Annotated in this window: 15 protein-coding genes; 9 read left to right on the top strand and 6 right to left on the bottom strand. The window is 65.0% G+C overall.

The window, feature by feature from the left end; all coding sequences use genetic code 11:
- Positions 1-2: 2 nt before the first annotated feature.
- Positions 3-602, bottom strand: a complete 600-nt coding sequence (locus CH268_RS19885; protein WP_094665664.1) for an Rv1733c family protein — start codon at positions 600-602, stop codon at positions 3-5.
- Positions 603-743: 141 nt separating this feature from the next.
- On the opposite strand from CH268_RS19885, the gene CH268_RS19880 reads away from it, so the two are divergent.
- The gene (locus tag CH268_RS19880; protein WP_094665713.1) at positions 744-1,439 is read left to right on the top strand and encodes a lysoplasmalogenase; all 696 of its coding nucleotides are present in this window, start codon (positions 744-746) and stop codon (positions 1,437-1,439) included.
- On the opposite strand, the gene CH268_RS19875 is transcribed toward CH268_RS19880, so the two are convergent.
- Positions 1,366-1,815, bottom strand: coding sequence for a hypothetical protein (locus CH268_RS19875; protein WP_027494309.1), 450 nt, complete (start codon positions 1,813-1,815; stop codon positions 1,366-1,368). The two genes, CH268_RS19880 and CH268_RS19875, sit on opposite strands and share 74 nt — an antisense overlap.
- A 90-nt stretch (positions 1,816-1,905) precedes the next feature.
- Here CH268_RS19875 and CH268_RS19870 point away from each other — a divergent pair, with 90 nt between their 5' ends.
- From CH268_RS19870 to CH268_RS19855, 4 genes are all read left to right on the top strand, one after another.
- Positions 1,906-2,694 carry an SDR family oxidoreductase gene (locus CH268_RS19870; RefSeq protein ID WP_027494308.1) on the top strand — a complete coding sequence of 263 codons (789 nt, stop codon included), beginning with the start codon at positions 1,906-1,908 and terminating at the stop codon, positions 2,692-2,694.
- Positions 2,695-2,780: 86 nt separating this feature from the next.
- Positions 2,781-3,443 (top strand): DUF6636 domain-containing protein, encoded by a 663-nt coding sequence (locus CH268_RS19865; RefSeq protein WP_441346987.1) that lies wholly within the window; start codon positions 2,781-2,783, stop codon positions 3,441-3,443.
- A complete protein-coding gene (locus tag CH268_RS19860) occupies positions 3,440-4,123 on the top strand; it encodes a TrmH family RNA methyltransferase (protein ID WP_094665663.1) in 684 nt (227 codons plus the stop codon). The genes CH268_RS19865 and CH268_RS19860 overlap by 4 nt, the downstream gene beginning before the upstream one ends.
- A gap of 62 nt (positions 4,124-4,185) precedes the next feature.
- Positions 4,186-5,322, top strand: coding sequence for a glycoside hydrolase family 76 protein (locus CH268_RS19855; RefSeq protein ID WP_032364937.1), 1,137 nt, complete (start codon positions 4,186-4,188; stop codon positions 5,320-5,322).
- Positions 5,323-5,407: 85 nt separating this feature from the next.
- Here the strand turns inward: CH268_RS19855 and CH268_RS19850 are convergent, their stop codons facing one another.
- Entirely contained in the window at positions 5,408-6,073 is a 666-nt protein-coding gene (locus tag CH268_RS19850; RefSeq protein ID WP_027494304.1) for a DedA family protein, read from the bottom strand.
- Positions 6,074-6,146: 73 nt separating this feature from the next.
- Positions 6,147-6,887 carry a VTT domain-containing protein gene (locus CH268_RS19845; protein ID WP_370878752.1) on the bottom strand — a complete coding sequence of 247 codons (741 nt, stop codon included), beginning with the start codon at positions 6,885-6,887 and terminating at the stop codon, positions 6,147-6,149.
- 185 nt (positions 6,888-7,072) lie between these two features.
- On the opposite strand from CH268_RS19845, the gene fbaA reads away from it, so the two are divergent.
- Positions 7,073-8,113 carry a class II fructose-bisphosphate aldolase gene (gene fbaA, locus CH268_RS19840; protein WP_027494302.1) on the top strand — a complete coding sequence of 347 codons (1,041 nt, stop codon included), beginning with the start codon at positions 7,073-7,075 and terminating at the stop codon, positions 8,111-8,113.
- A gap of 63 nt (positions 8,114-8,176) precedes the next feature.
- On the opposite strand, the gene CH268_RS19835 is transcribed toward fbaA, so the two are convergent.
- On the bottom strand, positions 8,177-8,878 hold the full coding sequence (locus CH268_RS19835) for an Rv0361 family membrane protein (protein WP_094665662.1): 702 nt from the start codon (positions 8,876-8,878) through the stop codon (positions 8,177-8,179).
- A 148-nt stretch (positions 8,879-9,026) separates the two neighbouring features.
- Here CH268_RS19835 and CH268_RS19830 point away from each other — a divergent pair, with 148 nt between their 5' ends.
- The 3 genes from CH268_RS19830 (at position 9,027) to CH268_RS19820 (ending at position 11,583) form a co-directional block, all read left to right on the top strand.
- A complete protein-coding gene (locus tag CH268_RS19830; RefSeq protein ID WP_027494301.1) occupies positions 9,027-9,443 on the top strand; it encodes a DUF3151 domain-containing protein in 417 nt (138 codons plus the stop codon).
- A 37-nt stretch (positions 9,444-9,480) separates the two neighbouring features.
- A complete protein-coding gene (locus CH268_RS19825) occupies positions 9,481-10,575 on the top strand; it encodes an FUSC family protein (RefSeq protein WP_032371495.1) in 1,095 nt (364 codons plus the stop codon).
- A gap of 78 nt (positions 10,576-10,653) precedes the next feature.
- Positions 10,654-11,583, top strand: a complete 930-nt coding sequence (locus CH268_RS19820) for a cation diffusion facilitator family transporter (protein WP_094665661.1) — start codon at positions 10,654-10,656, stop codon at positions 11,581-11,583.
- On the opposite strand, the gene CH268_RS19815 is transcribed toward CH268_RS19820, so the two are convergent.
- The gene (locus tag CH268_RS19815; RefSeq protein WP_176457996.1) at positions 11,573-12,040 is read right to left on the bottom strand and encodes a pyridoxamine 5'-phosphate oxidase family protein; all 468 of its coding nucleotides are present in this window, start codon (positions 12,038-12,040) and stop codon (positions 11,573-11,575) included. The two genes, CH268_RS19820 and CH268_RS19815, sit on opposite strands and share 11 nt — an antisense overlap.
- Between the last annotated feature and the right edge of the window lie 58 nt (positions 12,041-12,098).

The following is a 12,098-nucleotide window of genomic DNA, read 5'->3' as shown; positions in this document are numbered from 1 at the left end:
GATCAGTGTCGACTCAGTAGATCGGCGATCTCGCGATCCCACTCGGCGTTTCGGCGCCCGTCGTAACGGAAGCGCATGACGTAGTAGAAGCCGATCAGCGCAGTGGCCGCCAGGATCCAACTTCCGACAGCACTGAAGATCGCGGCAGCGACGACATCCGACGAGGTCAGTGGCCGCAGGCTCAGCTCGCCGGCGTCGTTCACCCAGATCTGAGCGGTCGTACCGACCGGCGACCCGGTGTCGACGCTGACGCGGCCGGTGTGCTCGACGCCTCGGTAGACCCACTGCGAGGGAACGGCCGTCACGGCGGCACCGTTGGTGGAGTCGAAGCTGGTCGCGGCGGTCGGTGCCACGGCTGCGACATCGGTCGTGGTGGCCGTCACCTGGTGGATGGATGTGCGCTGCTCGTCGAGTCGTTGCTGCTGCTCGGAGTAGGCACCGGTGCCGATCCACAGCGAGAACGGCACCATGACGATCAACAGGGTGACGACCCAGCGCTTGATCTGTGCCTGGCGAAGGTCGCAGTCGCGGAGAAGCGGATTGGGGTAGCCGGCGACCTCGTCACCTGCGATGCGAGTGTGCCCGGTGAGTTTGCGGCGCATGATGGTCCCCAGTGCTTTCGAAAATGATCCGACCGACCTGTCCACGATGCCCACGCTCACTGCGAGTATCAAGCGATAGGGGTCAGGGTCACATGTGACGGTCGTTATGACGGATTCGCCCCGGAAAGGTCGGAAGTGAACATCGATCGGGTGGGATATGCCCGCGTTGCCGCGTCGGTGGCAGGTGCGGTGACAGTGCTCGGGGCGTGGACGGGCTCGGCACGGCTGCAGAAGATCGCCAAGCCGCTGATCGTTCCTGCATTGGCCACCGCCCTCGATCCGGTACACGACCGGGTGCTGGCGACGGGGCTGGTCGCAGCCACCATCGGCGACGTGCTGTTGATCGACCCGGACGACGACTCGGCGCTCGAACTCGGTGCCACTGCATTCGGAGTCATGCAGAGTTGCTACACGTTTCTGCTGTGGCGTCGTGGTGCGCGACCGATTCTGCTGGACGCCGTTCCGCGATACGCGGGCTGGGTGGCCGCGTCGATCCTGCTGGCTCGACGCCAACCGGCGGTCGCCCCGACCCTGTCGGCCTACGGCGGCGTGCTCGCGACGACGTCGACGTTGTCTGCGCGGTCGGTTTCACGTGGTGGTGACCGCAGGCTCGTCGTGGGCGGCATCCTGTTCACGGTGTCCGACGCGCTGATCGTCCACCGACGGTTGTTCCTCACCGACGAACGGCAGCGCCGCACGGCGGAGGCGGTGATCCTGTCCACGTACGTGGCCGCTCAGATGTTGCTCGTCGACGCCCTGGCCACTACTCGTCGACGCCGTGACGGGGAAGCAGCAGAACCCGCTCTCGATGGGCCGGGTCCACTCGAACGGCGATGACCGTGCCCGGCTCGAAGTGTGCGGTGTCGGCTCGGGGAATGCCGTAGACGATCTTGCCGAAGTAGCTGCTCGAGCCCGGCACGGTGAACTCCAGGTCCAGCTCGGCGGTGTCGTCGTCGATGCGCCGGATCGCGTCCACCGTCGCCCACCCCTCGACGCCGTGTTCGATCAGATCCTTCTGCTCGCGCGTGGGGCGTCCGGCGATCATCATGGCCAGGCCGAGGGCTGCGCCGAATCCGGCCACCAGGGCTGCCAACTGGTACGGCAATGTGCCGGGCGGGGTCTTGTCCACGAGCCAGCCGATCCAGACTGCCAGCACTATCGAATAGCCGATCGCCACGACGACGACGGCTCGCACGATCCTCGAGTCGTTCACTTCGGTACTCCTGTGCCGTCGGGAGACGGCGTTCGATCGATCGGAGATTGGGGGTTACTCGTAAGTAGGGTTACATGTACGGTGATCGATGTGACTCGACCAACTGTCTTCATCTCAGGTGCCGCGGCCGGCATCGGCCGTGCAACGGCACTCAAGTTCGCTGCCAACGGTTACCTCGTCGGTGCGTACGACATCGACGAGACCGGTTTGGCGTCACTCGGCAAGGAAGCTGCTTCGCTCAGCGGTCGGGTGTTCACCGGTACTTTGGATGTAACCAACTCCGACCAGTGGGAAACCCGGTTGAAGGAGTTCGTTGCCGAGGGTGACGGTCGACTCGACATCTTGATCAACAATGCCGGGATCCTCGCTGCAGGGGCCTTCGAAGACATGCCGCTCTCGGTGCATCGCCGCCAGATCGACATCAACGTCAACGGCGTCGTCTACGGCACCCACGCTGCATTCCCCTACCTCAGGGACACCCCGGGCGCGCAGGTCGTCAACCTGTGCTCGGCCTCGGCCATCTACGGTCAGCCCGAGTTGGTGACGTACGGCGCATCCAAATTCGCGGTGCGCGGCATCACCGAGGCGTTGGATCTCGAATGGAGCAAGTACGACATCGCGGTCAAGGCCATGTGGCCGCTGTTCGTCCAGACGGCGATGACCGAGAAGATCTCGACGGGCACCACGAGCTCGTTGGGTATCAAGCTCACCGTCAAAGATGTGTCCGACGCGATCTTCGACGCCACCCGTCCGGTGAAGCGTCGGTTGCACAAGGTGCACTTCCCGGTCGGACTGCCCTCCAAGGCGCTCTCGCTCGGTTCACGGTTCTCGCCTGCGTGGCTCACCCGTGAAGTCAACCGCCGTCTGAGCCACACCTAGAACGCCGCACCGGACGATGCCGGCGCTGCGCCGGTATCGTCTGTCTTTCGAGCAGTAGGTGTCGAAAGGTGGGTCGGGTTTTCTTCATGCTGAGCACGGTGCGGTCGAGAAGGACAAGACAATTCGGGACAGTGCGATTCGGAACGGTGCGGGCGTGGGCGGTCGCGGTCGGGATCGGGTCGGCGCTCGTCCTCACCGGCTGCAGTAGCGAGTCGGCTGCGCAAGCGCCGCCTCCGTCGTCGACCACCACCCCCGTGCCGACCACCACGACGACCGCACCGACCACGACTCCGCCGCCGGTGACGACCACATCGGAAGCGCCGCCGCCCCCGCCGGTCGAACCACCCCCACCGGTCGCGGAGCCGCAGACGACCTATGCCGCGATCGGCGGGGCCTATTACTTCACTTCGCCCGACGGGCTGTTTCAATGCGGCATCGTGCCGCTGTCGAGTCGCACCGAGGCCGGCTGTCAAGGCACGACCACCCCGGTCCCGCCGCGGCCCGACGACTGCATGATCAACTGGGGCAACGGTATTCGCGTGACCAACGACGGTCCCGCGGCATTCATGTGTTCCGGGGGAGTGGTGTACACCTCGGGTGGAGAGTCGATGGATCCGCCGCTGGCGGTCGGCGCGACCATCGCCGAGGGTGGCTATACCTGTACCTCGGCCGAGAACGGTATCTCGTGCGCGAACGACGCCACCGGTCACGGATTCCGGATCGCGCCCGACAGTAACGAAATCTATTGAGCGAGAACGAGATCGACGGCCAAACGGCCGAAGTCGGTCCCACCGAATGGGGTGAGAACCCGAACGGCGTCGGCCCGTGGTCGGAAACCCACGACGAGCCGCCGCCCGACGACCCGCGACTGGACCCCGAACTACTCGCCGCCGGTGATCGACGCAATGTCGTCGACGCATATCGATACTGGCGACGCGAGGCCATAGTCGCCGACATCGATACTCGCCGTCATTCCCTGCACGTCGCCATCGAGAACTTCGCGAACGACGCGAACATCGGCACCGTGGTGCGGACGGCCAACGCCTTCGCCGCACAGGCTGTGCACATCGTCGGGCGGCGTCGATGGAACCGTCGCGGCGCGATGGTCACCGACCGGTACCAACACATTCACCACCACGATTCGGTGGAGGCGCTGATGGCGTTCGCCGAGGACCAGGGGCTCGTCGTCGTCGCCGTCGACAACACCCCGGGCTCGGTGCCGATCGAAACGGCAGAATTGCCGCGCAACTGCCTGCTGCTGTTCGGCCAGGAGGGTCCCGGCGTCTCCGAGAGTGCGCGGGAGTCCGCGTCCATGACGGTCTCGATCGCGCAGTTCGGGTCGACACGCAGCATCAATGCCGGTGTTGCGGCCGGGATTGCGATGCACTCGTGGATTCGTCGCCACGCCGATCTCGATACCGCATGGTGAAGAAAGGGCTTTACCAGGACGGGATGTAACGGTTCGGCAACGGTAGTGGCAGGATTGCGGGTATGCAGGAGTTGTGGTCGCAGCGTGCCGACGCTGCGGAGGGGGCCGTCGTCGCACGGCACATGCGTCGGCTGTGGGGACTGCCCGGTACGGCGCTCGGAGTCGTCGCGTGGCCGCCCGTCAAGCATGAGCGTGCCTTCCTGCGCTGGCACTACTGGTGGCAGGCACACCTGCTCGACTGCGCAGTGGATGCCGCCGACCGCGAACTCACCACGAAACGTCGACGACGCCTGACGAAGATCACCCGCGCGCACCGCACCCGAAACCTCACCGGCTGGACCAACAACTACTACGACGACATGGCCTGGCTCGGGTTGGCCCTCGAACGTGCGCAGCGTCAGCACTTCGTCGGAAATCGCAGCGGCATCCAGCAGATCGAGATGGAACTGTTCGACGCCTGGGCTCCGGCCGAAGGCGGCGGCATCCCGTGGCGCAAGAAATCCGACTTCTACAACGCGCCTGCCAACGGCCCGGCTGCGATCATGCTCGCCCGCACCGGTCGGCTCTGGCGTGCCCAGGAGATGTCGGACTGGATGGACCGCACCCTGCGTGACTCGCGCACCGGATTGATCCTCGACGGCATGCATTCCACCCGCGCCCTCGTCGACGCGGGCAAGTCCGGCGAGGTCGAACGCGCGATCTACAGCTACTGCCAGGGCGTCGCACTCGGCCTGGAAACCGAACTCGCACTCCGTCTCGGCGAGCCGAGGCATGCGCAGCGCGTCCACGCTCTGGTCGACGCCGTCGAGAACCACCTCACCCGCAACCTCGTCATCACCGGCGGCGGCGGGGGAGACGGGGGCCTGTTCAACCCGATCCTCGCGCGCTACCTCGCATTGGTGGCCACCGAACTACCCGGCGACACCGACGCCGACGACCGTGCACGAGAGGTCGCGGCCGCAATCGTCCTCGCCTCGGCCGAGGCCGCGTGGGAGAACAGACTCGAAGTGGAGGACAACCCACTGTTCGGTGCCGACTGGACCCGCGAAGCACGCTTCCCGGGGCAGGGCCTGCACATCGCCACCTTCGCCGAGGGAACGGTCCGACCGTCCGAGGTGCCCGAACGCGACCTGTCCGTGCAACTCGGTGGCTGGATGCTCATGGAAGCGGCCTACCGCGTCTGTGCTGGTGGATTCTAGGTCGTTCCGCAGGCTGCACTCCCGCGGTTTCTAGGTCGTTCCGCAGGCTGCACTCCCGCCGGTTTCTAGGTCGTACCGGCTGGTCCTACTCGACAACCTCGTCGACGACGATCGTCTCCTCGGGACGCGCCATTTCCTTGCGGTACTGCCAGATGCCCAGACCCGTTCCGACGACCAGCAGCACGATCATGCTGATCAGCACCGCGGGCATCAGCCACGGGATGCGTTGGATGAACGAGCCGAAGTAGAAGCCGACGAGCAACAGCACCGGTGCCCAGATGATCGCGCCCAGAGTGCTGGCGATGGTGTAGCGACGGTGATCCATCTTCGCGGCCCCGGCGACCATCGGGCACAGTGTGCGCACCCACGGGATCCAACGCGCGACGAGAACCGCCCAGAATCCGTGCTTTTCCAGCAGCAGATTGACCTTGTGCAGGTTCTTGGTGTTGAGGTACTTGCCGTTCTTGCGGGCCACCAGCGTCGAACCGGTTCGGTGGCCGATCATGTATCCCACCTGGTTGCCCGCGATCGCCGCAACCATCGCACCGACCGAGAGAGCCCAGATGTGGCCGGTGCCCGACGCGTGCGTCGCCATGACGATGCCCGCAGTGATCAGCATCGAGTCGCCGGGTAGGAACAGGCCGATGATCACTGCGCATTCGATGAACACGAATGCCATCACGATCACCCACACGACCAGCGGACCCGCCGACTGCAGCGGTCCGAAACTGCCGACGGCCTCGGTGGACACGGTCTGCAGTGCGGTGGCGGTCAATGCTGTGGCGCTCAGTGACACGGGCTCGATCGCTTTCGGAATTTCTCGATCAGGACTTGGAGTCCGGGGCGTCGGCTTCGATCGCGTCGGCTGCTTCCCCGAGTGGAGTCTTGCGGGCCTTGATCATGCGCTTGCCGACCTCGATCACGATGGGCAGTACGGACACGGCGACGATCAGCAGGAAGATGATGTCGACGTGGTCGCGGATGAACGCAATCTGTCCGAGCAGGTACCCCAGAACCGTGACACCCGCGCCCCACAGGATGCCGCCGACGACGTTGTACGTCAGGAACAGTGAGTACTTCATGTGCGACGCACCGGCGACGACCGGCGCGAACGTCCGCACGATGGGTACGAATCTCGCCAGGATGATCGTGATCGGGCCGTGCTTCTCGAAGAAGACGTGCGACTCGTCGATGTACTTCTTCTTGAAGAATCGGGCGTCGTTCGTCTTGAAGAGGGCGGCACCACCCTTGGTGCCGATGAGGAAACCGACCTGGTCGCCGAGGATCGCCGCGATGGGAATCAGGATGACCAGCGTCCAGATGGACGCGAACGGCTCGATCTCGGTGGACTTCGACGCCGCGATCAGGCCGGCTGTGAAGAGCAACGAGTCGCCGGGCAGCAGCGGGAACAGCAGGCCGGACTCGATGAACACCACCAGCAGCAGACCGATCAGGACCCAGTGACCGAAGGAATTGAGCAGGTTCACCGGATCGAGGAAACCGGGCAACAGGGCCAGATTCGTCGTCACCGATTCCGAAGCAGCAAGAAGACTCACCGCGCCCACACTACCGGCCGAAACCGGCAACTCCTGAACAGTCGGTGTCGGCCGACCGTGAACTCGATGGCCTGTTCGGCACCCCTCGACGGACAACCACCCGGGAGGGACGTGAGCGGGTACGCACGACACCGAGCCCGGAGGTTGCCATACTGCACAGGACACAATCGAACTTTCAATGGAGGAATGACGCCGTGCCTATCGCAACTCCCGAGGTCTACGCCGAGATGCTGGGCCGGGCGAAGGAACACAAGTTCGCCTTCCCGGCAATCAACTGTGTGGGTTCCGAGTCCATCAACGCCGCCATCAAAGGCTTCGCCGACGCGGGTAGCGACGGCATCATCCAGTTCTCGACCGGCGGCGCAGAATTCGGCTCCGGCCTGGGTGTGAAGAGCATGGTCACCGGCGCTGTCGCTCTCGCCGAGTTCGCCCACGTCGTGGCCGCCGAATACGACGTCACGATCGCGCTGCACACCGACCACTGCCCCAAGGACAAGCTGGACACCTACGTGCGTCCGCTGCTCGCGATCTCGCAGGAGCGCGTCGACGCCGGCAAGAACCCGCTGTTCCAGTCGCACATGTGGGACGGATCGGCCGTGCCGATCGACGAGAACCTGGAGATCGCGAAGGATCTGCTGGCCCGCGCTGCGGCCGCGAAGATCATCCTGGAGATCGAAATCGGCGTCGTCGGCGGCGAGGAAGACGGCGTCGAGGCAGAAATCAACGACAAGCTGTACACGTCGAACGAGGACTTCCTCAAGACCGTCGAGGCACTCGGTGCCGGAGACGCCGGCTCGCGCTACCTGCTGGCGGCGACGTTCGGCAACGTGCACGGCGTCTACAAGCCGGGCAACGTCAAGCTCAAGCCGTCCGTTCTCGCCGACGGTCAGCGTGTGGCCAGCGAGAAGCTCGGCCTGGCATCGGGCTCGAAGCCGTTCGACTTCGTCTTCCACGGCGGATCGGGCTCGGCGAAGAGCGAAATCGAAGAGGCGCTCGAGTACGGAACGGTGAAGATGAACGTCGACACCGATACCCAGTACGCATTCAGCCGCCCGATCGCCGGACACTTCTTCTCCAACTACGACGGTGTGCTCAAGATCGACGGCGAGGTGGGCAACAAGAAGGCCTACGACCCGCGCAGCTACCTCAAGAAGGCAGAAGCCGGAATGACGGCCCGTGTGATCGAGGCCTGCAACGACCTGAAGTCGGCCGGACGCAGCGTCAGCGCCGGATAAGCGGCTGCGCCCCATGTGAGCGGAACTTCGTAGTGGATTACGAAGTTCCACTCACATGGGTACTCAGCTGCACACCTTCCACTGATCGCCGTCGAGGCTCAGGTCGAAGGTGCGCGGCGAGCGATCGTTCGGGTTGGCGTCCGTGTGGGCGATGACCTGGGCGATCGCCGTGGAGTCGTCGGTGACCTGGATGGCGTCGATGCTGTCGACGGTGGGGATGTTGCCCTGCTCCACGGACACCCGATGCACGTCGGCGAACTCCGCGTCCGGGATGTCGCGGTAGAACGTCGCCAGGTCTCCGCAGGACGTGCTGCGCAGCGTGGCCAGATCCCCGGCGGCCAGCGCCCTGGTGAACGACTCGACCGTCGTGCGAATCTGCGCTTCCGGGGAGTCTTCGACGTTCGTGCGGTCGATCAGCAGGTACGCACCGGCGGCCACTGCCGCGATCACGACTACCGCGGCCACCAGAGCCGCCCACCACTTCTTGTGACTCGGTTTGTTCGGTTCCGCAGCCGGCGGTCCGACGCGGCGTGGTCCGACCTGCTGCGGCCGAGCCTTCTGCGGTTCGATCTTTCTGGGCGCGATCTTCTGGGGCGCGATCTTCTGGGGCTCGGCTTTTCGAGGCGCAGCTACCGGCGAATCGGCTTCAGGTGCAGCGATCTTCTCGGTGGAGGCGTCCGTCGATTCGTCGGCCGGCTTCTTCTTGTTCAGGTCGATCTTGGTCGTGTCGGCCTCGGGGGTCGCATTGTTCTTCTCGTCCGGCATGCGTTCTCCCTCGTTCACCGAATTCCTCGAAAGCTGTAAGTCCGAAATTTCGTCAGCTGGCAGCCTATCGACCGCGTGTGCAGCGCAGCGTGAGCGCCGCCGGGGGTGTTCGGACACGATTGGGTGACGTAGGGGCACAATGAGCGCCATGACTTCTTTCGGTGATCTGCTCGGACCTCAACCAACGCTGTTGCCCGGCGACGACGAGGCCGAATCCGCACTGCTGAATCACGAGGCTCCCGAGACGGTTGCTGCGGCCCATCCGACGGCGTCGATCGCGTGGGCGTATCTCGCCGAGGCCGCTCTCGAATCGGGTGCCACCATCACCGCGTACGCCTATGCGCGTACCGGTTATCACCGAGGTCTGGACCAGTTGCGTCGTAACGGATGGAAGGGATTCGGGCCGGTCCCGTACAGCCATGAGCCCAACCGCGGATTCCTCCGATGCGTCGCAGTCCTCGCCAAAGCCGCCCGCGACATCGGCGAGCACGACGAGTACGCCCGCTGCCTCGACCTCCTCGAAGACTGTGACCCCAAAGCAGCGGAAGCGCTCGGCCTGGGCTGATCGGGCCCGCGCGAGCCGGGCGCGTGGCCGAACCCGGATGAAGGCGGGCACCGAGCGGCTGCGGTTGTCGCTGTTGCCCATCGTGCAGTGCGCGTTGGCGGCCGGGGTCGCGTGGTTCGTCGCCACGGATCTCGTCGGTCACGAACGTCCGTTCTTCGCGCCCATTGCGGCCGTCGTCTCGCTCGGTGTGTCCCTCGGGGCGCGGTTGCGCCGATCGGCCGAGCTGGTGGCCGGCGTGACGGTCGGCATCGGCGTCGGCGATCTGTTGATCTCCCTGATCGGCAGTGGACCATGGCAGATCGCGCTGGTGGTCGTGTTGGCGATGTCGGCCGCGGTGTTCCTCGACGGCGGCCCCATCATCGCCATGCAGGCCGGATCGTCCGCGGTGCTGGTGGCGACCCTCATTCCGCCCGGCAACATGGGTGGCCCCAACCGCATGGTCGACGCGTTGGTCGGTGGTCTGGTGGGCATCGCGATCGTGGCGTTGATTCCGACGCATCCGGTGTGGCGGGCGCGTAAGGATGCAGCGAACGTGTTGGCGACGGCGGCGAGTGTGTTGCAGAAAGTGGCCGACGGGTTAGTGGCGAACGACCCGAAGCCCATCGAGGATGCGTTGCGCAAGGCTCGGGCGACGCAGTCCGGAATCGATGCTCTGCGGACCGATCTCAAGGGCGGCCGGGAGATCGCGCGCATTTCTCCGATGTACTGGAATCATCGCACTCGGTTGGCGGCCCTGGCGGCGACAGCCGACCCCATCGACAACGCTGTTCGCAATATTCGGGTGCTGGCACGGCGGTCGTTGACCTTGGTGCGCGACGACGAAATTCTGGACCCGCGGGTGGTCGACGAGGTGGAGAAGCTGGCGCATGCGGTGGAAGTCCTACGCCAGATGATTCTCGCCGATCCGGGGCAGAAGCCGGATGCGGCGGAGGCCGCGCGGGTGTTGCGGTCGGTTGCTGCCGGAGCGAAGCCGGAACTGATCTCGAACGCCGGGTTGTCGGCGACGGTGGTGCTCGCTCAGTTGCGGTCGATCATCGTCGATCTGTTGCAGGTCGCCGGGCTCAAGCGTATTTCCGCGTTGGCGACGCTTCCGCCGACGGTGAAGCATCCGCACGTCCCGCCGGAGTTGTGACCCGAGCGCACCATTGCATATATGCGTATGTACGCATATGGTGACTGCCTGAAGTCGTTGCAGTCACGAGGGGGAGTCATGGGCGCGGGTCACGGACACAGCCACGGCGTGGGCGGTCACTCGCCCGCAGGTGCGGGGCCGCCCCGATCTCGGGTTCGCAAGATGGTCATCGCTCTGGCGATTCTGGTGGTGTTCCTCGTCGTCGAGGCCACCGTTGCCGTGGCAATCGGTTCGCTCGGACTGCTCGCTGATGCCGGCCACATGCTCACCGACGTACTCGGGATGTCGATGGGCTTGATCGCTCTCGTCCTTGCACGAAAGGGAAGTGCTGCAGCGGCAAGGACATTCGGTTGGCACCGTGCCGAGGTGCTCACCGCGATCGCGAATGCTGTTCTGCTGCTGGGCGTTGCGGCGTTCATCATGTACGAGGCGATATCTCGCATCGGCGATGCGCCCGAGATCCCCGGTCTTCCGCTGATTCTCACCGCAGCGGCCGGTCTTGCGGCGAACATCGTCGTCATGATGCTCATCCGCGGCGATGCGAAGGACTCCCTCGCTGTTCGCGGTGCCTACATGGAGGTGCTGGCCGACGCCGTCGGCAGCGTCGGTGTGTTGGTGGGCGGTGTGCTCATGCTGGTGTTCGGGTGGACCTGGGTCGACATCGTCGTCGGCGTGCTCATCTCGCTGTGGGTGGTGCCGCGTGCGATCAAGCTCGCCGGGTCGGCACTGCGCATCCTCACTCAGGCGAGTCCTGCCGACGTCGACGTGGACGCGCTGACCGGAGATCTGAGCGCCCTTCCCGGAGTGACGGGAGTGCACGATCTGCACGTATGGACCCTGACCACCGGAATGGACGTGGCCACCGTGCACCTGGAATGCGAGGGGTCGTCGTCGATGGTGCTCGATCGCGCGCGCTCGCTGCTGTCGACCTACGGACTCGACCATGCCACCGTGCAGGTCGAGCCGACCGCACACGGCCGAACCTGCAAGGAAGAGCTCACCTGGTGACGGTGCGTACCTCGGTTCCCGGACGCCAGACGTCGATCTGCATGTGATCGTCCACCAGTGACGTCAGTACCACTTCGCCGATGTCGAGATCGAACACGTGATACGGCACGAGTTCGCCGGGAGCCGCGTCGAATATCGGTTGCAGCACAGCAGGATCGGTGATTTCTGCGGCGATTCCGCTGATCTTTGCGTCGCCGCCCTCCATCGAGTGGTGGCCGGGATTGCTGTGCAGTGCGAACCGGCCGTCGCGCTGAAGATCTCGCGCTTTGGCGGCACCGAGCATCGAGCCGAGTCGCAGCACCCCGGTGTCCACGAACTCCACCTCGGTTCCGCTCACGCGCGGTGAGCCGTCTGTTCGTAGCGTCGCGAGAACATGGTGCTTGTGCGCGGTGAATCGGGCCCGCACCGCCGACGCGAGTATCGGGGCCGCTGCCGAGAATTCGTTCCACGTCGTCATGCGCACATTATGCGATCCGGCACCGACAGTGTTGGGCAGGAATGCACGGAACCTGCCC

Source organism: Rhodococcus sp. 06-1460-1B (assembly GCF_002258475.1).
GTDB lineage: Bacteria > Actinomycetota > Actinomycetes > Mycobacteriales > Mycobacteriaceae > Rhodococcoides > Rhodococcoides fascians.
The sequence above is the reverse complement of the archived record's forward strand: the minus strand, read 5'-3'. Positions and strand labels throughout refer to the sequence as shown.

Bases quoted from the DNA above. Each gene is read 5' to 3' on its own strand.
- CH268_RS19815 (WP_176457996.1), bottom strand. From the start codon at position 12,040: ATGACGACGTGGAACGAATTCTCGGCAGCGGCCCCGATACTCGCGTCG.
- CH268_RS19885 (WP_094665664.1), bottom strand. From the start codon at position 602: ATGCGCCGCAAACTCACCGGGCACACTCGCATCGCAGGTGACGAGGTC.
- CH268_RS19865 (WP_441346987.1), top strand. From the start codon at position 2,781: ATGCTGAGCACGGTGCGGTCGAGAAGGACAAGACAATTCGGGACAGTG.
- CH268_RS19825 (WP_032371495.1), top strand. From the start codon at position 9,481: ATGAAGGCGGGCACCGAGCGGCTGCGGTTGTCGCTGTTGCCCATCGTG.
- CH268_RS19830 (WP_027494301.1), top strand. From the start codon at position 9,027: ATGACTTCTTTCGGTGATCTGCTCGGACCTCAACCAACGCTGTTGCCC.
- CH268_RS19855 (WP_032364937.1), top strand. From the start codon at position 4,186: ATGCAGGAGTTGTGGTCGCAGCGTGCCGACGCTGCGGAGGGGGCCGTC.
- CH268_RS19835 (WP_094665662.1), bottom strand. From the start codon at position 8,878: ATGCCGGACGAGAAGAACAATGCGACCCCCGAGGCCGACACGACCAAG.
- CH268_RS19820 (WP_094665661.1), top strand. From the start codon at position 10,654: ATGGGCGCGGGTCACGGACACAGCCACGGCGTGGGCGGTCACTCGCCC.